At 31.2% G+C, this 21748-nt stretch carries 19 protein-coding genes; 5 read left to right on the top strand and 14 right to left on the bottom strand.

The genetic code is table 11. The annotated features are described in order from the left end of the window. The first annotated feature begins 81 nt into the window (after positions 1-81). Entirely contained in the window at positions 82-1788 is a 1707-nt protein-coding gene (locus PFY09_RS16920) for a tetratricopeptide repeat protein (protein WP_271160457.1), read from the top strand. Between the two features lie 182 nt (positions 1789-1970). Continuing rightward, the gene (locus PFY09_RS16915) at positions 1971-2900 is read left to right on the top strand and encodes an IS256 family transposase, variant Zn-binding type (protein WP_271160456.1); all 930 of its coding nucleotides are present in this window, start codon (positions 1971-1973) and stop codon (positions 2898-2900) included. A 353-nt stretch (positions 2901-3253) separates the two neighbouring features. On the opposite strand, the gene PFY09_RS16910 is transcribed toward PFY09_RS16915, so the two are convergent. The 12 genes from PFY09_RS16910 to PFY09_RS16855 all read right to left on the bottom strand — a co-directional run bounded on the left by PFY09_RS16910 (position 3254) and on the right by PFY09_RS16855 (position 14164). Beyond that, a complete protein-coding gene (locus tag PFY09_RS16910; RefSeq protein WP_271160455.1) occupies positions 3254-3838 on the bottom strand; it encodes a hypothetical protein in 585 nt (194 codons plus the stop codon). Positions 3839-4023: 185 nt separating this feature from the next. Then, a complete protein-coding gene (locus PFY09_RS16905) occupies positions 4024-4572 on the bottom strand; it encodes a hypothetical protein (RefSeq protein WP_271160454.1) in 549 nt (182 codons plus the stop codon). Then, positions 4562-5794 (bottom strand): JAB-like toxin 1 domain-containing protein, encoded by a 1233-nt coding sequence (locus PFY09_RS16900; protein ID WP_271160453.1) that lies wholly within the window; start codon positions 5792-5794, stop codon positions 4562-4564. The genes PFY09_RS16905 and PFY09_RS16900 overlap by 11 nt, the downstream gene beginning before the upstream one ends. 7 nt (positions 5795-5801) lie before the next feature. Further along, the gene (locus PFY09_RS16895) at positions 5802-6947 is read right to left on the bottom strand and encodes a hypothetical protein (protein ID WP_271160452.1); all 1146 of its coding nucleotides are present in this window, start codon (positions 6945-6947) and stop codon (positions 5802-5804) included. A gap of 5 nt (positions 6948-6952) precedes the next feature. Next, positions 6953-8410 carry a hypothetical protein gene (locus PFY09_RS16890; protein ID WP_271160451.1) on the bottom strand — a complete coding sequence of 486 codons (1458 nt, stop codon included), beginning with the start codon at positions 8408-8410 and terminating at the stop codon, positions 6953-6955. A 694-nt stretch (positions 8411-9104) separates the two neighbouring features. Further along, the gene (locus tag PFY09_RS16885) at positions 9105-10352 is read right to left on the bottom strand and encodes a DUF3108 domain-containing protein (RefSeq protein ID WP_271160450.1); all 1248 of its coding nucleotides are present in this window, start codon (positions 10350-10352) and stop codon (positions 9105-9107) included. 29 nt (positions 10353-10381) lie between these two features. Beyond that, positions 10382-10777 carry a hypothetical protein gene (locus PFY09_RS16880; protein WP_271160449.1) on the bottom strand — a complete coding sequence of 132 codons (396 nt, stop codon included), beginning with the start codon at positions 10775-10777 and terminating at the stop codon, positions 10382-10384. Between the two features lie 102 nt (positions 10778-10879). Further along, a complete protein-coding gene (locus tag PFY09_RS16875; protein ID WP_271160448.1) occupies positions 10880-11305 on the bottom strand; it encodes a DUF6326 family protein in 426 nt (141 codons plus the stop codon). Beyond that, positions 11295-11999 (bottom strand): DUF4386 domain-containing protein, encoded by a 705-nt coding sequence (locus tag PFY09_RS16870; RefSeq protein ID WP_271160447.1) that lies wholly within the window; start codon positions 11997-11999, stop codon positions 11295-11297. The genes PFY09_RS16875 and PFY09_RS16870 overlap by 11 nt, the downstream gene beginning before the upstream one ends. 1 nt (position 12000) lies before the next feature. After that, positions 12001-12636 (bottom strand): DUF4395 domain-containing protein, encoded by a 636-nt coding sequence (locus PFY09_RS16865; protein WP_271160446.1) that lies wholly within the window; start codon positions 12634-12636, stop codon positions 12001-12003. Then, positions 12633-13472: an alpha/beta hydrolase family protein gene (locus tag PFY09_RS16860; RefSeq protein ID WP_271160445.1), complete on the bottom strand. Its 840-nt coding sequence runs from the start codon at positions 13470-13472 to the stop codon at positions 12633-12635. The genes PFY09_RS16865 and PFY09_RS16860 overlap by 4 nt, the downstream gene beginning before the upstream one ends. Positions 13473-13573: 101 nt before the next feature. Continuing rightward, entirely contained in the window at positions 13574-14164 is a 591-nt protein-coding gene (locus PFY09_RS16855) for a Crp/Fnr family transcriptional regulator (protein WP_271160444.1), read from the bottom strand. A gap of 902 nt (positions 14165-15066) precedes the next feature. Here PFY09_RS16855 and PFY09_RS16850 point away from each other — a divergent pair. Beyond that, positions 15067-16128 carry an alpha/beta hydrolase gene (locus PFY09_RS16850; protein ID WP_271160443.1) on the top strand — a complete coding sequence of 354 codons (1062 nt, stop codon included), beginning with the start codon at positions 15067-15069 and terminating at the stop codon, positions 16126-16128. 207 nt (positions 16129-16335) lie between these two features. Here PFY09_RS16850 and PFY09_RS16845 read toward each other — a convergent pair whose 3' ends face one another. Both PFY09_RS16845 and PFY09_RS16840 read right to left on the bottom strand, forming a co-directional pair. Further along, complete coding sequence (locus PFY09_RS16845) at positions 16336-19173, bottom strand: phospholipase D-like domain-containing protein (RefSeq protein WP_271160442.1); 2838 nt, start codon at positions 19171-19173, stop codon at positions 16336-16338. A gap of 179 nt (positions 19174-19352) precedes the next feature. Beyond that, the gene (locus PFY09_RS16840; protein ID WP_271160441.1) at positions 19353-19922 is read right to left on the bottom strand and encodes a hypothetical protein; all 570 of its coding nucleotides are present in this window, start codon (positions 19920-19922) and stop codon (positions 19353-19355) included. A 1106-nt stretch (positions 19923-21028) separates the two neighbouring features. On the opposite strand from PFY09_RS16840, the gene PFY09_RS16835 reads away from it, so the two are divergent. Together PFY09_RS16835 and PFY09_RS16830 are read left to right on the top strand one after the other, a co-directional pair. Then, complete coding sequence (locus PFY09_RS16835; RefSeq protein WP_271160440.1) at positions 21029-21259, top strand: hypothetical protein; 231 nt, start codon at positions 21029-21031, stop codon at positions 21257-21259. Positions 21260-21402: 143 nt separating this feature from the next. Then, positions 21403-21693 carry a LytR/AlgR family response regulator transcription factor gene (locus tag PFY09_RS16830; protein WP_271160439.1) on the top strand — a complete coding sequence of 97 codons (291 nt, stop codon included), beginning with the start codon at positions 21403-21405 and terminating at the stop codon, positions 21691-21693. The last annotated feature ends 55 nt before the right edge of the window (positions 21694-21748 follow it).

Raw genomic sequence — 21748 nt, 5'->3', positions numbered from 1 at the left:
AGTAAGTTAAATTTACATTACTGTTAATAATGTTTTACAGCAATTTTTTATCGTATATGTTTGCAACCAACAAGTAATCCAATGAAGAAAAATCTATCTTTTTTTATTTTGTTCTTTTCTATATTTTGCTTTTCACAGGAAGAATATCTTCAGAAACTGAAAAAAAGAATTGAATATAATATCGATAATAAAACACAACTCCAAAAAATTGCAGATCTTGAAAAGAATAAATTCGAAAAAACGAAAGACAGCCTTTATTTTATGTCTTACAAATATGCCTTATTATTTACTTTTGATCAGGATAAAAAAGACAGAATTTCCCATTTCCTTACTCTTATGGAATTATGGAAAGCAAATAATAACAAATACTCTATTGTTATCACCGATGTTAATTTTTCTCTGGCTCTGCATTTTGAAAATTATTCCAGTAATCTGAGCTTTTACTACCTGAATCAATCAATAGAAAACGAACTCAAAGTTAAAAACTCCAAATCTTTACCTCATCTTTATCACGTTAAAGGCAGGCTGTATTACAATGAGAAAAAATATGACAAAGCCAATGAATATTTCACAAAAGCCCTTAAGCTGTACACTCCCGACCAATATTTATATATCTCATCCATGTACAATAATTTCGGATTGGTTTATATAAAAAAAGATGAAAGCAACAACGCTATTCAGGAATTTAAAAAAGCTTTAGAAATTCTGACTAAGAAAAAAAACATGACCCATCAAGAACATTTGTTTTTTTTACATATTAGTGAGAATCTTGCAGAAGCGTATATAAAAAACGGCAACAGAAATGAAGCTCAGGCTTTATTAGAAAATCTTTTTAACCAAAATAAAAACAGAGAAGATCTTGTGCGGGATCTGGTGATTATCTGCAAAGATTTATATGGAGTTTATAAATCTGATCAGAATACAGGAAAAATGAATGTTATTATTGATTATCTGAAAAATTCAGAAAAAAAATCACCCGATTTTGATACCCGATTACTTATATCTGAAACCCTTACAGATTATTATTTCAACCTCAAAAATTATAATGAAGCCAAAGTCTATCATTTTAAAACACTTCAGATTAAAGATGAAATGATAGCAGACAACAAGGAAATGATGGGATATTTAAATGAAGCTTTAAATAAAACCATCATTAAAAGCATTAATCAGAAGTATGATAATGAGATACATTCTCAAAAAGTGCAAAGATCATGGATTATTCTTATCGGCATTATTATTATTTCATTTTTAACCTACTTTTTCATTTCTACATTCAAGAAAAGAAAAATAGAAAAAGAAATGAACGCTCAGCAGAAAACAATCTCAGACCAGAAAGAATTAATCTTACAGCAGAATCTGAAATTGCAGGAAGAGAAAATAAGAAATCTGCATCTTAATCTCAATATAAAGCAGGAAACCGCAAAAGCATTTTTAGAAAAAATTAAGAAGGCCAGAAAGTCTAACCTGAACAATCCGGAAAGTATACTTAAAGAGCTTTATTTCGACTTAAACAATTTAATCAATATTGATAAAAGAAATATTGATTTTACTGAACAAAACTCTGTGGAGAACCAAAACTTCATCAAAAAACTATCCGAACAATATCCTCTTCTTTCGGAGCAGGAACTTCAGTTATGTGTTTATTTCAGGCTGAATTTAAGCGCAAAGGAAATTTCAATGTTAGAAAAAATCACCGATGGCAGCGTTCGTGTTTATAAGAGTAAAATTAAATCTAAAATGAACATCCCAAAGGAAAAAAGCATCGAAGAGTCTCTACAAAATATATAATGTAAACCGGTTTATACTTAATCTGTTTTAAAGTGGTTTAATAGTCAAAAATAGTTGGTAAAATTCTTTGCATTGTCGATTGTTACTGATGATACATAAAGTTTATTGAACTTTGTTTCAATAAACTTTTTTATGGCTGGAAATTCAAAAAAAATCGTTGTTGGAGTTGCAAAAGTCTGGATGTGATTTCTTGGGGAAAGCAAAACGGAAAGCGTCGTTTTAAATGTAAAAACTGTGGCATTCATTTTACTTCGGAGAATAAATCTGTGGGCCTAAAAAACAAAGAAATTTGGTTCAAAAAATGGATTGTTGGGAAACAGACTTATGAGCAGATTTCAGCAGAATCTGGATATTCGGTAAGTACTCTTCAACGGTATTTTAACGTGATGCTTAGTAAAGCTCCAAAACTCAGTTACAACCAGAACAAGGAGGTTTATTTACTGATTGACGGCACTTATTTCTCCAATGAAATCTGTTTGGTGGTTTACAGAGATAATGTTTTTAAGCAAACCCAGCTTTACAGAATTACTGACGGTGAGCATTATGAAGAACTCAAAGAGGATTTGGAAAACATCTTGAATTTAGGAATAAAAATTGGCGGGATAACCTGTGATGGCGATAAATCTCTACTGAAAGCCATCCGAAAAGTTTGTCCTAAAGTTCCTGTTCAGAGATGTCTGGTTCATATTCAAAGGATGTGCAAAATATGGCTTTCCGCCTATCCGAAATCTGTAGCAGGTTTTGAGTTGCGTGAAATTGTCTGTAAAATTCATTTTATTGACAACGAAGTTAAAAAGCAGTATTGGATCAAAGAGTTTTTGGATTGGTCTGAAAAGCATAAAGAATTTTTGAATGAAAAATCATACAGCCAGGAAACCGGAAGATATTGGTACACGCACAAAATGGTGAGAAGATGTTTTTCGGTTATCAAAAAAGCTTTGCCAAATATGTTTTCGTTCCTGCAGGATCCTAAAATCCCGAAAACAACCAATGGAATAGAATCTTTTTTTGGTCATTTAAAAGGTCATCTAAATATTCATCGGGGGCTTACAAAAAGTCGGAGGAAAAAGTTTATCCAGTGGTATCTTTTTTATAGAAATCTAAAACCATAAAGGTTTTTTTAGCCATAGAGCTGTTCCAATAATTTACAAAAAAAGGATGGTAAAAACCATCCTCTAAACTATTGTTTACAGCGTTGATTGTATTGCTGGTAAGTTGCTCCTCAGCATTGCTCACTTCCTCTTCCAATCAACCGCAAAATATTACGAATTATTTCTGACAAAAACACCAACTATTTTTGACCACATTACCTTTAAAGTTATTCAATTTGATTGCAACTGTCAGATTAAGTATTGACTAATTCAGTTAATACCTATCAGAAAAAATCGCCCTAAGAAGTTTATTATTCTTTAATCTTAAATACATACACGTTTAAGATATATCTTATATTATAAACTTCAGGAAGTTAATCTTTATACAAAACAAGTCTTATCTGGTTAAAACCTTCTTTTCCTCTAAAACGAAAAAGATAAGCATTCAAGTTTTTACCTCTCCATTTTATATCATCTCTTATCGTTTCCTCTTTAGATCTTTCTAAATCTTCGTAATTCACAAAAATCGGATTACCTATTTTTTCTGATAGAAAATTTTTAATTTCCTCAAATTTATCCATGAAAATCTCTCTTGGAGTTTCAACTTTTTCGTTATAATTCCACTCATAGAATTTAAGTTTTACCTGTTCTTTTTTATCGAAGAAGTAATCAACTTTTAAAACAAAATTATTATTAGGTCTTTCGTAAGAAATAGGATTTTCAAATTTATGATTGCTGAAATAAGGATAAATATCATCACTCACTCCCCAAAAATAACCTAATGATTTATCTTTCGATTTTTCGGAGATTTCTTCTTTCTTTATTTCAGAAATCTTTGGAAAATCTAAATTAATTTCTTTTTCTATTTTAATAGTCTTGTCTTTATAGATAGAACAGTTATTTAATAGAAAAGTTAAAATTAGTAAGAAGTAAAAATTATTGTATATATTTTCATTCATCTCTAAAATTTTCTATTCTTTTATTCCAAGTATCTATTTGCCTTCTTTCTTTTAAAACATAAACATTTAAATACAGAAAAACAGATAAAACCAAAAAGATTAAAATACAGAAATCAATAACAGGGAAAACCATTTTCTCTAAGCAATCTGCTTTAAAAAATTTATTTAATCTACTCAAAGTAACTTTATTTTGCAGGAGGTGGAGGTGGTGGTAGCATTGGAGGATCAGCAAAAAGATTATTGTAATAATAAGTATTTTTAGGTACGGCAATTAATTTTTTATTATTTATTTCATACAAATCGAAACATGGAATACTAGTTTCAGTTTGATTATTTTTATTAAAGTCAAAAATATCATTTTTCTTAATCATCTTTCTCCGTTCAGGTTCGTTTGAAATAATTACCTTATCAAAAAACTCTTTATTATAAACAGCCAAAAGATGTCCATTATATTCTTTTAGGGCATATAAAGAATCAGTAATAAAAACATTTTGCGAAGATATTTGCAAAAATTCTTTATTATCAAGTTTCTGATATCTAACAGCAATAACTTTATCCTTTCTACAATCTGATGAATCAACAAATAAATTAATTTTATTAAACAATTGATTTTCTACAGTTAAAGTACTTTTTTCATCAACACTAAATGCAGGAAAAGCGTTATGTTTTTTATTACAAAAGCATAAAAATAAAAGAGAGAGAAAGAAAACTATTTTTTTTATTTTATTTACCATAAACTCTTTGAAGGGATTTTAAAAACTGAACATTAAACGGATAAGTTTTACTTGTATTTTGCCCAGCTCCAGTTATTTCTATCATTCGATTATTATCATTTACAGTAAAAAATCTAGGAAATCCTAATCCTTTACTTGCATTATTTCTAAAGATACTATTCATAGTAACTTTATCTTGTGCCCATTGATTTCCAACGTTCATGTAATCAAGTCTAATTTTGCCATCATGATTATGCGCCGACCAAACTAAATTATCGTTTGAAAATCTATTCGATTTAATATCGGAGGTATTTAACGCGTGTTTAGTAGCTATTTGAAAATAATCACCACTTTTATCACTATACTGAGCAAGAGAAAATTCAATACCAGTATTTGTATTGTTATCTAAGAAGTTATAAAGATTAAAAGCGGTATCTAAGTTTTTAGAAAATCCTTCAGAGAAAAATGGGTTTAATGCCATTCCAAAAGAATCACTCAATTTTCCGTCATTAGTCTGGCTTAATTGCCCTATTATAGAAACCTCACCCGCACTTTTCTTGTCTACAGTAAACACGTTACTTTGTGAAGTTACTTTTCCAGAAGCATCTGTTGTAAATAGTCTATCGTCTTTTCTTTTTTCGCTACCATCCAAAGCATTTAGTCTTTGCACTTCACCATTTTGAAGCAATTTATAATCGGTTAAGGGCGCTCTACCGTCAGGATCAACATTACTTATAGGATTATTAAATACAAAATTATAAGGAGACCAATTACTAAACTCTTTACTCAAAGGGTCAGGAGAAAACCAACGTCCTGCGGTATCTAAATAAGGTTGCGCATCGGGATTACTTAAATGTATTTCTCTGAACTCAACAATATCTTTCGTTTTTTTATTGTAGCGGATAGAACCGATACTTACAATACTATCCATATCATGAAATTCTAAATACTTCCCTTTACTCAACGTTGCTACTTTCGGATAATAGCCATATTTCTTAAAAGGGTTTCCCGCTTCAATGTTTTTTCTTCTTCTCTCCGCTTCTTCGGGAGTAAGTTCATCATGGCTTTTTAAAACCTCGTCCATGTACGGTCTGGCTCTTTCTTCCTTTGTAAGCTTTACGGGGTTTACATAAGGTTTTTCGGTTTTCGTTCGGGAAGGATTCTTTTTCTGGGCAAAAATTCCGTTTATCCCTAGCGTAACTAACAATAACAGAGTAATCTGTAAACATCTTTTTATATTCATTTTGTGCTTATTTTACAAAGTTATTTAATTTTTTATTCTCGTATTTACTTCTTTCCGTTTTTAATGATACCAACCAATCTAAATACATTTCTTCGGGCATTTGTCTGTATCCTATTTCATAGATATAGCCGTATTCCTTTTTCATGATATCAAACAATTCTTTTGCTTTCGGATTTCTCAAAGCAAGTTTTATATTTTCAGGATTATCGGTACTTAGATTTTCTTCCTTCATTACCTTTTCAAACATTTTCTTATGCGTTTCAGCTTTCAATATCAAAGCTTTGGCAAAGTAAGGATACACTTCAACCGCTCTTTTAGTACAGTTCAGAACAAAACTTCCGTCGTTTTCGGGAAAACTTTTATTATACGCCTGAGCTAAATCGAAAAGGCAAAGCGCCAGACTTTCTTTATTATTCAAAGCTTTCATGAAGACCCCGTTTTTTATAGCATCCAAATGAATATATCCCGAAGCCATTAACCAACCATCTTCTGGGAAAATTCCGCTTGTAAGTTCGGTATTATACCAGCCTACCGCTTTTATGCGATGCTTTATATAAACATGGTTTGGAGCTAACGCCAAATTCGCATCTACACCCAATTCTTCGGCTAGGATTTTATATAAATACGGCATAGAGTTACAGTTTCCTTTTTTAGTCAATAATAATTTCGATACAAAAAGGTTAGAGATTTCTTTATGCCCGAATACATCTTCAAAGTCATAATTAAAAGGTTTGTATTGGATAACGGTATCTTTTACCATAACAGGAAGCGACTGACACATAATAGAAAAAACGGCAGCATATTTACTTACATTATTTTTATCACTTTCAGAATAGTTCAATTCTCGGCTTTTCAGTATCGAACCGGAAAAGGCTTTCAAAAAGTTTATTTCTCTTTCTAACTGTAGTACATCTAGCTTTCCCTGATAATAGGCACTTTCTACACCAAATACAGCATTTTTAAAGCTATATTCCTGCTTGTCATTCAGCATATTATCTATATTCTGAAAGGCTTCTTCGTAAAATTGATTTTCTTTATGGGTATTTTCCAAGAAAATATTTTTTACTTCCTGAGCAGAAGTAAGATTACAGAGAAATAAGACTATCAGAAAACTTAATCGTAACAATTGTAGGAAAAGTTTTTTATTTTTCATCATTATTAAAGCCATGCTTTCGGGATTTCGTTGGTTTTAGGTTTTTCTTTTTCTTCTTTTTTCGCTGGTGGGGATTTCTTCAGGGCTTCGGCTCTTTTTTTTTGTTTTTGAGCATTAACTATTTTCATCCTCTCGGCAATTTCTTCACTTTTTTGTTTGTTATCCTCTTTCTTCATGCTGCTTAACCAACTCTCATAGGCTTCTTCGGGCATAAACTCATATCCTAGATTTTCTATTTTGTCCTGTCTTTCGTTCGCATTATTCAGAAGAAAAACAGCTTTAGGATAATTTCGGATATTTTGAAGCTCTTCTCTATTTCTAGGATTAATTCCTAAGTTCTTCATGGCGAGTTCAAATCGGGAAATATCATAATTAGCTCTTATCATATTCGCAAATATGTTATTCGGAGAGAGTTCCAACGCCTTATTTATTGTTTTAAACACGAAGTTATCGTAACCGTATTTATGAATATACCCATTCGCTAAATCAGTATAAAACTGGGATAAAAGCTCTTTTTTATTTAGGTTATTCATATAGATTTTGTTTTGCAGGGCTTCGGATTTTATATAACCCGATTCCAAAATCAAAGAATTTCCCGTAAACATTCCGTTCGTCAGTTCTACATCAATCCATTGCTCTTCTTCATTCATAAAACGGATATAACTATGGTTCGGAGCATAGGACAAATAGGCTTCGGCTCCCAATTCTTCGGCAAGAATCAAATAATACAAGGGCATCGAATGACATTGCCCGCTTCCTTCTTCCATGAGCTTATCAACAAACATTTTCGTCCAATCTTTCTTTCCCATGTAGTCTTCGAAGTCATATTTCAGGGCTTTATGATTTTTCCCCTTAATACTCATGTCTTCGGAAAGAAATTTAAAAAGCATCAGGTTTTTAGAGCTATTACTCAGGGTATCGAATTTTTGCTCTTTCATTTTCCGTTTTAACAGCTTCACGGTTTCTTTGATCTGGGAACGGAACTTCATAAAACTTTTTTTATTATTGAAGTAGGCATTTTCTACAATGAAGTTCGCTTCTCCAACGGAATAATTATCAGTATCTAAAGAGGAAAGCTTGTCGAAAGCATCATAATAAGACTTAGTACCAACTTTGTCTGAGAGAGAAGAGAAATTATAAATAGCGTTTTCTTTTTCCTCCGCTTTTTCATAGCTCTCTTTTTGTATTCTTATTTCCTCTTCTTTCACTATTTTCTTCATATCCTCCGCAATCATTTTTTCATTTCGGGAGTGAATATTTTCACGATGGGAAAACTTTACATCAAAAGAAAGCTTTTCCGTTGGGAGAAGTGCGGAATTAATAATTACAGAGTTAGAAGATTTAGGAGCAGGATTTTTATTTACAGAGGGATTAGTATTCGGGATACCAAGAAAATCAGGTATCTGCGAAAATCCTTTTATTCCTAGAAGAATAAAAATCAAAACAGTAAAATTAATTTTCATTATTTTAAATCATCATTTTGTTGTTGGTATCCGTAATAAGCGATCAATATTCCTGAAGGAAGAACTTGTCAATACTCTTTTCCGAATTAAATCTGACTTCAATATCGGAAAAAATTATATCAGGAAACATAGGTATTTTTCCGGTATTTTATTTCATTTTACAAATTTATTTTGAAGAAGCGACAAAAGCTGTCGTACCATTTATTTCTTCCTTTATCCTATCAGAAGATACATATTTCATCCTCAAAATTACTTTTAAATTACATTTTGAGTTTCGAATTCTTTTCCTTGATGTGTAAAGACTTCAATTTGTTTTTTGGTGGTAAAAGAATAAAAGTCGAATGTAAATACAAACCACAAAAACAATGGAATGAAGTGCAAAAAGTCATAAAAAGTAATTCTTTTACCTGATGTCTTTTTGGAAGCATAGAGAAATAAGAACGGACCGTGAGCCAAAGATAATGGCATGGACAATGATACAAAAGACGGATATTTTCACCTCTATATGTTGTGAAAAAATAGATGGATAGCAAATGTGTAGCGATAATTACCAACCATACAAATAAAATAAAATCCGCATCAGATTTATTTTTCTTGGAGACTAAAATGAGTGCAATAAAAATTGCAATAAAAAAACCTGACAGCAGTAGTACGCTCTGTATTTTATTCTTTTTTGGTCAATTCAAAATAAATATTACCATCGTTTTAGTTTAATTTTCACGGTTTCACCATTTGATTTTATCGTGACAATCTTTTGGAAATTAGCATTTCCAGTTTGTGCATAATCAAAAATATCTGTATTCAGTTGATTTCCTGCATATTGTCCATTGATATAAACATCCGAAGTTCCTGTGACTTCCCTTCTTGAAAAAGTATCAGTATAATTAAATGAGATAAATACAAAATATTCTCCTTCTGTAAGATTCGTAAATTCAAAATTTCCTTTGTCGTTATAGATTTCCGTAGTCAAGACACAAGATTTTGCATCTTCTGATAGAGGAATTGGTTGCGCTCCTTTTATTTTCTTTTGTTTTTTGTTGAGTTCCATCCATTCTTTGAAATACTCTGTATAAGGCAACAAAATGGCCTTAGTTCCTTTCGGAGCGAATTGTTTTTTATTAACATTTAATACATCTATTCTAAATTTACTATCGTCTCTACCAGAACGGTCGTCTTTTGAAAATGCTTCTCCAGAAATCACAGAATTTCCTTTGGTAACCATTTTAAGAGTGGCTTCTTTATCAAAGGTGTTTTTGAAAGGATTAAAATCGGTTTCTTTGTCTACCAACATTAAGGTATTGCCTTTCGAAGAAACAGTAATTTTATAAATTTTTCGGGAAGCTTTATCAATAAAATAATCATAGAGATTTCCTGTACTTTCTTCATTTACGGATACTTTCCAGACCTGGTGTTCTCCTGTAAGTTCAGAATTGTAGATATTGCTTTTTACATCGGTGATATTCACATTCTGAATTTTATCTTTATTGGATGAATCATAATCAATCACAGGAATTGTGGCTTTATAACCCACATTTAAAGGCAATGCACAAAGAACCAAAGGATAAGTGGCGATATCAAAATAGTCTCCTTTATTGATGTTAGCATGTTTAATATCAAATGTACGTGTTTCTCTTTCAGATTTTCTGCTGATTGGTTTCAGCGTATTTTTATCTAAAACAATTTGCTCTTTCCACTGTTTATAAGATTTCAGAAAAATTAATTTAGAACTGAAGAGAAGTTGATTGCCATTTGTAGAAACTTCTGTTTGATAGGTACAAATTTTTAAAGGATTTCCATTTTTTACAAAATAGTATCCCATCGTAAATTTCCCTTCTTTAATCAAATTAATGTTCAGTGACTTATCACCAGATAGAATTTTATTTTGTCCGAATACAAAAATGATACAAGTACATACACAGAAAATGATAAATAATTTTTTCATATTCTATTGTTTTTAATAATAATTACATTTTAAGGAAAAACATAGGCTACTGAAGAAATAGTGCTGGTATTATCTGTAAAATTTACTACTTTATTATCCACTAATATCTCAAGTTTTACGGTTTGAGTGGTATTAGAACTACAGCTCAAAGAAAGGTTATCAAATTGGTTTACTGTTCTTGTAAATGTCTTGGTAAAAGGTATAGATGGATTATTAACATCAGTAGTTCCTCCAGTTTCATTTTTGTAACTAATATGCAACAAAGATGATGTGGTAGTACTTGTTATTTTATAAGTAATAGAAACTTGTTTCGGGTAAGAACTACCGCCAGAATTATCATCACTGCTATCACTTCTGCAAGATATTAGAAAAAGCGCCGAAAAAGCAAGTAAAAGAAATGTACTTAAAGTTTTAATTGTTTTCATTTTTTATATATTTTTTGGTTAAAATGTATTTCAAATTACATTTTTAATTGAATAGCACTTACTTTTAATCTACAAAATACGTTTTTCCATATACGAAAATTACTAAACACTAATCTTATTCCAATTCCAAGCCTTCCAAACAATAATAAGAGTGATAATGCTTTCTAAAAAAGCAAGCATTACATAAAAAATTCTCCATTCCGAAATTGAAGAAATCCCTACCATAAAAGTAAAAACCGTAAGAAATCCCGCAACAGAAATATTCAAAATCCTATTGATCTTTGGCTTTAATAGTAACGAAAGAAAAATCATCAAAGAAGGAACAGCAAGAAGAATTGTTGCAAACAGCAATTTATAAGGCGTATCCAAAAGATTACTTCCATTAAGTAAACCTTCTACTTTTTTCGGAACATACAATTCAAAATAATCACCGTAGATGTAGAGAAACATTACTGAAGTCCACAATCCGGCAAGTAAAATTTTGATATTAATTTTAAAATCTTCAAATTCTAATTTATCACTTTTCATATTCTATTTTTTTTGAATTTTTAACGCCAAATAATAACAGCCAAAAACAAATCCCGATTTCTGCAACAGAAGGAATTTTACCAATAATTTTTGAAATTCCCCACTCTTGATAATCTGCAAATAAAGTGTTTCCAGAAAAATTCACGATATAGCCAAAACAGCCTAACATCAAAAGAATTCCGAATATTTTAGGAATAAAGCCAGATTTGTAAACCAAATAACCGAAAGGAAACAGCCAAAGTCCCCAAAAAAATGTGGCGATGAAAATTCCATATTCGTATTGATTGAGGTGAAACATTACCAAAGATTGCAGTTGAGATGCATCATATATTTTTAGATAACTTTCCTTATGTATCATATCTAAAATAAGATACTTGTTATAAAGATTAAAAAACGAAATAGGAATGCTTACTAATACAGATACTACCATTACATTAGCCACAAACTTATTTACTGTTTTAAACAATTCTCTCAAAACTAGTGGCAAAAAAATAAAAGCCAAATAACAAATCACGCTTGAAAAAATTCCGAGCCGGAAAAGGTTTTCATTTTTAAGAATATGATTGAAAGTTGCTGCTTTGTCTTCCCAAATTATCAATTGCTTGGGAACATATCCTAAACTTATTATTCCTGTTATAACTACAATTAAATAAAGAATTCCTGCAATTCTTGCTGTTTTTTTTGATGGTTCCATATTAAAAAAGTCGATGAGGTTTTAGTATAAAAATTGGTTGAAAAAAGACGTATAATAGTGTAATAAATAATAAAAGTACAAAAATAACTGCCCATTGTTTTATTGAAATTTTTTGAATTTCATACTTCTGTTTAATATTGCAAATTTCTCCGGGACAATACTGTGCTTTATCTTTTTTGATAACCCCATACAATTTACACCCAACACAAATTCCGAAAGCAGATTCTGAAAACATTAAAATTAAACAAATGAGACAAGCAAAACCCGTAATCGGACTAAACGCGTTTACAATCACTAAAAGAAAAAACATAACTACAGAAATAGTAAAACCAATATACCAAGCAAATTTTTTCTGTTCAGCACCTACAAATTCAGGATTTTGATTGCTCACGGTAATTCTACCAATAATTAATAGCGGCGCATATTTAGGATTAATAAATAAGCGAATGAAAAACTCTACTACAAAAACCGATAATACATATTTTACAGGCACGAAATTTCCATTGCTTAAAATCAAAATCAACGAAATAAAAGCCAAAAGGAACATAATTCCTGCTGTTGCTCTTATTTCACGGTTATTTAATACGGGAATAACATATCCTTCTGCGTTTTCACCAAATTGTTTTTTACTATTCATTTTTTAATTTCTTCTAATAAAAATTTCCAAATACTATTTTTGAAATCACTTTTAAGCGCATCAAAATGTCCAATTTTTGAGACATTAAAATCACTAGGAAATAAATGTTTCCTTTTCAATTCAGCATTTTGGAATTTTCCGCTCAACCAATCCACAGATTTTTTGGGAGCAAAAAAATCGTCATCAAAACTTACCGAAGTAATGTCACATTCTATTTTGTTAAAAAAAGTTTTGTCCTCTGAAATGTAATCAAATAAATAATTAGGATTTCTACACCATTTTGCCCATTCTTCTGCAACATTTTTTGGTAAACTTTCCATTTTACTGAATTTTTTTGAAGGCATATATCCGATAAAATACGTGAGAATAGGAAACAACAAATGCCAATTCAAAAACATTTTCACTTTATTAAACCCTTTCCAAAATCCCCAAAATCCAGATTGTGCAGACATTAAAATAATTTTATCTAAATCGACTGATGAAGGAGCCAAACCAATTAACTGTCCACCAATACTATGACCAAGAACTACCTTCTTATGATTCGGAAATTTTTCAATTGAATATTTAATTACGGCTTCTAAATCTCTATTTCCCCAACTGATTAAAAAATCTTTATTATATTTTATTTTCCCATTCAATGAATTACCGATTCCCGAGTAATCAAAAGTAATTACAGAAATCCCATTTTCTTCGGCAAATTCCGAGAATCCTTGATAAAATGATTGTTTTACTCCCATTGCAGAAGCAATAATGAGAACAACGTTTGAAGAACCACTCTCAAATATTTGACAACAGATTTTTCTATTTTCACAATTATATATATTAAGAATATGCATCTTCAAATTCATTTTTAACAAATTTGATTTAATTTGTAAAGAAATGCTCTTGACTTTTGTTAGGAAAATAAAAAATCTTCTAAATTTAGAAGATTTTGATGTTATTTGTTTAACCGTTTTCTGATTCTGCTTAAACTTTCGGGTTTCATTCCTAAAAGTGATGCAATGTATTGTATTGGGACATTTTGTAACAATTGCGGTGTTTCTTTTAGTAATTTCAAGTACCTTTCTTCGGCAGTTAAAGTAGATAATTCTACTGCTTTTTTATTTTTTTCTTCAATAATATTTTGAAATAATTGAATGGTATATTGTTTTACCGAAACTCCTTTTTCAAAAACAATATCCATATCATCTCTTTTAATTCTTAACATTTTACAATCTGTTATCGTTTGCAAACTTTCTGTTGCGGGTTTTCTCTCCATCAAACTCATATAAGAAGCAACAAAACGAGGTTCACTATTAATTTCTACCGTTACTTCATTTCCATCAACATCGGTATAAAATTTACGCATATAACCTGATAAAATATAATTTTGATACTGAGGTATTTCACCTTGTTTTTCATACAAAGTATTTTTTGGCAACTCAAAATATTCAAAATATTGATAGCAAAGCTCCCGATCAACATCGTGCATAGGGTATACTTCACTTAATTTGTCGCAGAAAAAGTTAAAAGTCTTTTCATCTTTCATTTTTAAATAGTATCATCTTTAATATAAAAGTTACAAAATGGATGTAGCAATAAATTTATTATTATTTTTCAGAAGTCATCATTATCACCCTATTTTTTTTAACTAACTCTTATCCTCTAATGAAATTTTTAAATTTTCCATATCTGCCCTTATTTTTGTGTCTAAAATTTTGTCATAACGTTGCGTAGTTTTTATGATTATATGACCAAGCATTTTTGCTATAACTTTCCATACAAACATTATTTGCAAACTTATTGTTGTAGCAAAAATCTGTCTTGTACAATGAAAAGAGACCTCTTATTGTGCAAATTTCAAGTTACAAAACCATAAAAAGTAAACTGAATTTTTATTTTGAGAAACTTTTCGAAAAATGATAAACTTTCTAAAAAACAAAACAATCTATTTTAGCGTGAGTTCGATGTAAAAAAAACACAAAAACATCAATAGGAGCGGATCACTGTTTATCAAATAGTTACAAACAAAAAAGTCACCCAATTGGCTACTTTATCAGTTGGGTCTTCCCACCTGTGCTCGAACCAAAGACACCTAATTATGAGTCATTGCAGCATTTCCGTAACCACCTGTATATCAAGGGGACATTTTATTTTGTTTGTGCTATGAACATCTACTATAAAAGTCCTGCAAAAAATTTTGGAGTTTCAAAAGATAAAATTATCTCTGGCAATCGATTAATTATGTTTAAACCTAGCTGCCATTAACGCTGCTGTAATTATACACACAGAAAATTGGAATTACACCGGGAGGTTTCAAAAAAGAATTAAAAACCGAATAAATAACATCGAGGGAAAAATGTACAATTAATATCGACTTTTGTGACTTTTCAAAAGCGCTGCGTCGCCATAACTTTGCTCTATCAAAATACAACAAATAAAATCATAGTTATGAAACGTACATTTTTAAAAGGCATCGCCTTATCAGCAATTACTTTATTCACATTCAATTCAAACATTATGGCACAGCAAACGGTGCATGCAGCTCAGGATCCCAATATTATTAAAGATATCAGGGGATTTTTAAAAGTACTGAACAGTGGTGATGGAAAACCTTTGGAGCAAATGTCTCCTGAGGATGCAAGATTAGTTTTGGTGGGCGCACAAAAATCTATAACCTACGATTATTCTGATATTGAAGAAACAGAAAAAACCATTACACAAGACGGTTTAAATATAAAAATTCATGTTGTAAAACCTAAAGGAGCAAAGGCCGGTTTACCGGTATTTATGTTTTTCCACGGTGGCGGCTGGGTTTTAGGCGATTATCCTACGCACAAAAGATTGGTGAGAGATCTGGTGGTAAACAGTGGTGCTGTAGCAGTTTTCCCAGATTATACACCAGCTCCTGATGCTCATTTTCCGGTACAGATTAACCAAGCCTATGCAGCGACAAAATGGGTAGCCGGACACGGAAAAGAACTTGGCGTAGATGCTACAAGATTAGCGGTTGTGGGTAATAGTGTAGGAGGTAATATGGCAGCGGTTGTGGCATTGATGGCTAAAGATAAAAAAGGTCCGGAATTGGCACAGCAAATTTTATTATGGCCGGTTACAGATGCTGATTTTAGCAGATCCTCTTATACTTCATTCGCTCAGGAAAGATTTTTAACAACGCCTTTGATGAAATGGATGTGGGATAATTATTTACCCAATGCCAATGACCGAAAAAATAAATATGCTTCTCCAGCACAAGCCTCTTTAAAAGAATTACAGGGTTTACCACCAGTATTAGTTCAGGTTGCAGAAAATGATATTTTGCACGATGAAGGGGTGGCTTACGCAAGAAAATTAGACGAAGCGGGTGTACCTACAACTATTACAGAATACAAAGGATTTATACACGATTACGGAATGCTCAATCCTCTAGGGCAAATATCGGCAGTACAAAATTCTATTAAAGAAGCTGCTGCAGTTTTACACAATGCACTATTTATAAAACAATTGATTTAAACCTATACAATAAACCTCCGGCTGTACTATAGCTGGAGGTTTTTGTCTTAAGAATTTCACCGGAATAAGAAGAATGTTCAGAGTCTAATCCGAATGTAATCTCAGTGATGGATTTTTGAAGTTTCCAATTACATTTTTTTGTTTCCTAATTTTGTTATTTATTTTTTGTTTCATTGAGGTTGCTTCATGAATTGATTTCAAAACCGTTTAATCTTCTGCCAATAATTCAGATAATTTAACTTTTCTAAATCCTGAAGGGGTTTCTTGATTCGGATGAGCAATTCTTATTCCCCCTATAAATTCCTCGACAGATTGTCTTGCTACTACCTCCCAATCAAAATTAAAAATTTTTTGGAAGTAATTTGCAACTTCACTATCCTTAATTATGAGACTTGCATCTCGATTATACAAAGCACCGGATGTTGTAAGGTTATGACTTCCAAATAATACTGCAGCATTTTCAGGAATTTCAGAATCAATGATAATTGCTTTTGTGTGACATTTTCGCTGCACTTTAATATTATCAGTGTTTAATCCAAATTCCTTAATCCTATCAAGTTGCTTCTGAAGAGCTGCTTCTACTTTAGTTCCACTTGCAAACTCTCTGGGATCACGGAAGATAATCCTAATATTAACTCCTTCGTTTTGTTTACGAAGTAATACATTGAAAAATTTTTCATACTGAGGTTCATTATCTTCTAATAAGCTGAAAGACTGATTTTCAATATCAATAGTAGATTTTGCACTATCTATCAGATCCGTTGCAAAGTCAATGAAAATTCGATTTCCTCGACTATCTCGGTCAGGGGTAAGAAGTGGTTGGATGTTTAAAGTCTTTTCTATAATTAATGGCTCAAAGTATTGAGCAAGTTCTCTTCTTTCTAGTTCTCTTTCATAAGCGGTTTCAGGTACAAATAAATATATTTCAGGTTGTGTGGGTGCCTCTTCTAATGGCAGGCGGCTAGCTTCTTTAAAATCCCATTCGATATAATTTTGAAAAAGTTTTGCCAGTTTCTCATTTTCAATAATTACATGCCATTCTCTGTTATACTTTCTAATAGGTGTTATGTATGTTGAATGCTCTGCAGCAGGATTAATATCTGCCTGATTAGAATCTTTCCAATTTCCACTGCTGAGCCAAAATTCCTCTCCATCACGAGAAGCCACTTTGATATGATATGCAGATGGAACGATTTTACCAGAACCTACAGAAGCCCAAACATGTTCAAATTTCTTTCCTAATTTTTGCTGCATTTCTTGTACAGCTTTTTGAGTGCCCGGTTTTTGAGTTACCATTTTTAAACATCTATTATCAGGATTTATTGCTTGAAACAAAGCATCACTAATATGCTGTGCATCCCACTCATAAATCGTAGCTATTAGATTTTTCTTAATTCTGCTAAAAAAGTCACGAAGATTTGGCCATCCAGAATCTGGGCTTACATGAAAAATTGCTTTAACTTTTTCTGTAATAGGATCAAGTTTTAAATAGGGAGGTTCTTTATAGACACCTGGCTTGGGTACGGTTTCAAGTTGTGGAATATTAATACCCATAAAATCAAGCTGATCAAATAAAGAAGCTGTTCTAACATCAACTCCAACCCCAAGAAATTCTTGTGGGATAAGTTTTTTGCCTGATGCTTTTACATCTGGAAAATTTTGCTTCTCCTGAACTTCAACTACAATAACCCGTTCATCTGTTATCCACCCTCGTTTGAACCTATAACCTTTATCAACACTAATAATTCCTTGTTTTCTTTCAGTATCTCCTAATAAAGTTCGTCTTGCCAGCTCAAGAGCAGCTTCATAATTATCACCGACTTTTGCTGCAGGAGTTAAATTAACTTGAGTTTGTTGTTCTCCTGAATTTATTGCCCCTCCAATTTCTAAGGTAATTTTGATTGGAATATTCGCTTCAATGATATATTTATTTGGAGTCTGAGATAACATATTCGTTGAATTTTGATTTAAGTTTATAAAGTCGTGAATTGTATTTTCATTTGATTTTATTAATTCAGGAGATGCCATTCTTGGTAGTTTACCTTTTTTCAGCTTCTGCAATAAGTCTTTCAATATGGTTGCCGGCACTGCAAAATTTCGTTGCAAATACAGCCCTGCAAAATGTAACCCAACTGCTTTGCCGGTTAATAGACTTATAACAGCAGAGCCGGAATTGCCTCCTAATGTAGAACAATCATGTTCTAATTCGAAGTTATCAACCTTTATAACCTCTCCGGGAGCCAATCTTTTTTTATCATAAACATTTCCAAAAATATTGAGTACGATTTCCTGATCAGGGATATTAGGGTCTCTTGCCGGGTAACCTATAGTAACAACAACTTCACCCTCTTCTATTTCATCAGCAAGCTCAATTGGCTTGGGTAAAGGCGATCCATTTAATTTTCTTTTTACTCTCATGAATGCTACATCTGGCTCTTTTGAATCATTCTCTGCTATCCATAATACTGAATCGACATCAAACTCCATACTAGCAGTTCTTTGATCTTCTTCTAAAAAATCAAGTTTAGCAGACTGAAATCCATCAGGGAATCCAACTTTAAAAGTAAAACCCTCCTTATTCTTACAAAAAATACTTGCTACATGTCGATTAGTAACAACAATATCAGTATCAATTAACCAACCTGTTCCAACCCAATTATAAACAACATTATTATTAACTTCAATTCTACCAACAGATGGTATTACAGAATCAAGTATTAATTGTTTTTCCATTAAACGACTTTTCCAGACTTCCATGTCAGGACCTGAAAACTCAGGAACAATTCTATTGTCTCTAATCATCAAAACCGGACGTAGATGGGCAAGCACAATTGATTCTTCTACTCGTTCTTGTTCAATAAAGCTCGGTTGATGGTTAATAAGTGGGGCATCATCAACAGCTTCTTCTAATACCCTATCCTTAGCTAATGAAACTCTTGGAAAGACTCTAAGTTTTGATTCTAGTTCATTTGCTAATTCAGCATCTTTTAGTTTAATACGTTCAATTTGAGCTTTAACATTGTGGTCGTTTGAAAGTGATTCCATATTTAATTTTTGTAATTGTTAGTTATTGGAATTAATTCTAATCCTTATGTATAAAATATAAACTTTATAGAAAACTGAACTTTCATACTATATTATTTTACCATAAGGAATGAGTTGTTCTTGTATATTTATTACTTTTTTAATTTTTCTTGTACTATCATAATATTTAGAACTTTAAATTATGGATTTTTAAGGGCATTCCCTATTTTGTTAAAGGCGTAAGGGATCACACCAATACCCAATGATAGAAGAACTGCTAATAGTTGATTCAAATCTAATTTTTTGTCACCTGTTGAATCAAAATAGTTCCACATATAAAATGTAGTAATTGCACAGGCAATACCAACAGATACTAAACCACTTATAAATGCCAATAATCTGCTTACACTGCTCTTTTGGTTTATCTCTTCTGATGAGGTACCCGAATCTGAATTGACTTGGTCCAAATAGGCTTTTTTACTGACATCATCTAGTACTGATGCTGTTTTTGCAATTTCCTGCTGTTGCTTGGTTTTTTGGATTTCGACTTCCATCATTGCGTCTTTATCAAGAAGTAATTCTTTAAGTGTTACTTTATCTTTTCGTAATTTCCAAAATACCATTATTAAAATGAGCAAATAAAAAATAACAGGAATTAGTGCCACCCATTTCTCAGAGGCATTTATAGTATCAATAGGCGGAAGCTGACCTTTATTTTCATAAGCATAGGACATTATTGAATTGAAACAGAGAATTACAGTTAAATTCATAGGATATAATTTTTAATCATTATTGAGTAATTTATAAAATAATCTTAGTCACTTTCGATTACTAAATCCAATATTAATACATCTAACAAAATAAAAAACAAAACCAACAACCTTCTTCTCAATAACTATAAGGTTTATATTTTGTTAAGATCTTTTTTACTTTTAATGAAGTTTGATAAATCTTGTTAAGATTTATCAAAAATGATTATGAGATGGGAAAAAGACTTGACATACTTATTTGTTTTTACATGTTTTCTATGGAGTCAAATTTATTGCGTAATTTTTTGAGGATCAATTACCCTTTTGTGTAAAATCGGTATTGATGAAAATGATAAAAATATTATAGTATCTGATTTCTGCATACTAAAATACATTTTTTGAAAAAAATACGAAATAGGGAAAATACGGTACAGGATTCCGTATTTCCCCCATTTTTTATGGTATCTTTTCAATGGAATTGCTCCCTTTGTTGGGACAAAAAATATAAGGCATAATCTGTAAAATAAATATCTTAGAAAAATGAATAAGAAATTTTACAGTATCTCGTTTAAAGAACGAGCCGTTGAACTAAGTTTTCAACGAGAAAACATCGACTTATCGTACTGTTTTGTAAGACAATTGCAAGGGAAAGTTGTCTGTTTTTTGGAATAAAAAATATCTTCAATACAATAATAAACTGACAATAAATCCTACAGAAGTTATTGCTAATTGGATGAATTCTGGTATCACTACTACCATGTATCTTTCAGAATGAATGAAAACTTTTAAAATCATAAAAAATATTATCTCATAGAACAAAGCTTTGACTCATTGCAACCATATGTAAAAGATTATCAATATTTTCAGGCTAGAATTTATCATCTGAAAGGGCTGTTTTGTGGCAATAATATGAGAAATCCACGATTATATAAGGAAAACAGTCTGAAAGCAATGAATATATATATAAGTCCATTCCATTGTATTATGCAAAAAGGTCATTAGTAAACATTACCTTAAATATTGGTGTTTCCGACTATAAATCTGGAAACTATAAAATGGCTTTGTAATCTTTTAAGGGTATTGAGCACAACAATTATTTCAGCAAAGAGCTTAAATTAAATATTTTTTTGAATGATTGGCTGTATAAAGTGTATAATGAGTTAAAAAATAAAGGCAGTGCAGATTATTATTTCAGAAAGAAAACAGGTCTCGAAAATGAACTAAAAGAGCAGGAATTTAATATATCCATTCATGAAATTGACACCAAATATAAGGTTCATGAAAAAGAGTTAAAAATAAATTCTCAAAGGAAACTGCTTATGTACTATGAGAATAATAAAATCCATGCCTTACTTTAATAGTGCTGGTTTTTGTTTTGGCTGCCTACTCTTTCATTAGATGGAAAAAAGTAGATATAAGACGGAAAAAAATATCTATGGAAAAAGAATCGCTGGAGGTAGAATATACTCAGAGTATTGAATAGTTAGAAAAAGTAAAACAATTGGTCATAGAAGATCATACTGTATTGAAAAACAAAGCTAAGGTATATCTTAACGAACTCATTTATATAAAGGCAGAAGATCATTATCTGCTGCTTTTCACATCCAAAAAGAAAGAATTTGTACGTGGCAAAATATCAGAAATCATAAAAGAATTGCCTCCTAATTTTGTGCAGACACATCGCTCCTATATTGTGAATAAGAATTTAATTACAAATATTTCTTTTCAATCTGTAGTATTAAACGGGAAAATAGAAATTCCACTTTCAAGAAATTTTAAAAAAAACATATAAAATGAACACAAATTCAGGATATGGAAAAAATTGAATTATAGAAAGAGGCTTAGAT

The organism is Chryseobacterium gambrini (assembly GCF_027920505.1).
In the GTDB taxonomy this organism is placed as follows: domain Bacteria; phylum Bacteroidota; class Bacteroidia; order Flavobacteriales; family Weeksellaceae; genus Chryseobacterium; species Chryseobacterium gambrini.
Note: the sequence above shows the minus strand (reverse complement) of the source record. Positions and strands in the feature narration are given on the sequence as shown.

Coding starts and splice junctions, on each gene's coding strand:
- PFY09_RS16850 (WP_271160443.1), top strand. CDS start 15,067: ATGAAACGTACATTTTTAAAAGGCATCGCCTTATCAGCAATTACTTTA.
- PFY09_RS16895 (WP_271160452.1), bottom strand. CDS start 6,947: ATGAAAAATAAAAAACTTTTCCTACAATTGTTACGATTAAGTTTTCTG.
- PFY09_RS16900 (WP_271160453.1), bottom strand. CDS start 5,794: ATGAATATAAAAAGATGTTTACAGATTACTCTGTTATTGTTAGTTACG.
- PFY09_RS16885 (WP_271160450.1), bottom strand. CDS start 10,352: ATGAAAAAATTATTTATCATTTTCTGTGTATGTACTTGTATCATTTTT.
- PFY09_RS16875 (WP_271160448.1), bottom strand. CDS start 11,305: ATGAAAAGTGATAAATTAGAATTTGAAGATTTTAAAATTAATATCAAA.
- PFY09_RS16920 (WP_271160457.1), top strand. CDS start 82: ATGAAGAAAAATCTATCTTTTTTTATTTTGTTCTTTTCTATATTTTGC.
- PFY09_RS16870 (WP_271160447.1), bottom strand. CDS start 11,999: ATGGAACCATCAAAAAAAACAGCAAGAATTGCAGGAATTCTTTATTTA.
- PFY09_RS16890 (WP_271160451.1), bottom strand. CDS start 8,410: ATGAAAATTAATTTTACTGTTTTGATTTTTATTCTTCTAGGAATAAAA.
- PFY09_RS16855 (WP_271160444.1), bottom strand. CDS start 14,164: ATGAAAGATGAAAAGACTTTTAACTTTTTCTGCGACAAATTAAGTGAA.
- PFY09_RS16880 (WP_271160449.1), bottom strand. CDS start 10,777: ATGAAAACAATTAAAACTTTAAGTACATTTCTTTTACTTGCTTTTTCG.
- PFY09_RS16910 (WP_271160455.1), bottom strand. CDS start 3,838: ATGAATGAAAATATATACAATAATTTTTACTTCTTACTAATTTTAACT.
- PFY09_RS16865 (WP_271160446.1), bottom strand. CDS start 12,636: ATGAATAGTAAAAAACAATTTGGTGAAAACGCAGAAGGATATGTTATT.
- PFY09_RS16905 (WP_271160454.1), bottom strand. CDS start 4,572: ATGGTAAATAAAATAAAAAAAATAGTTTTCTTTCTCTCTCTTTTATTT.
- PFY09_RS16860 (WP_271160445.1), bottom strand. CDS start 13,472: ATGCATATTCTTAATATATATAATTGTGAAAATAGAAAAATCTGTTGT.
- PFY09_RS16840 (WP_271160441.1), bottom strand. CDS start 19,922: ATGAATTTAACTGTAATTCTCTGTTTCAATTCAATAATGTCCTATGCT.
- PFY09_RS16845 (WP_271160442.1), bottom strand. CDS start 19,173: ATGGAATCACTTTCAAACGACCACAATGTTAAAGCTCAAATTGAACGT.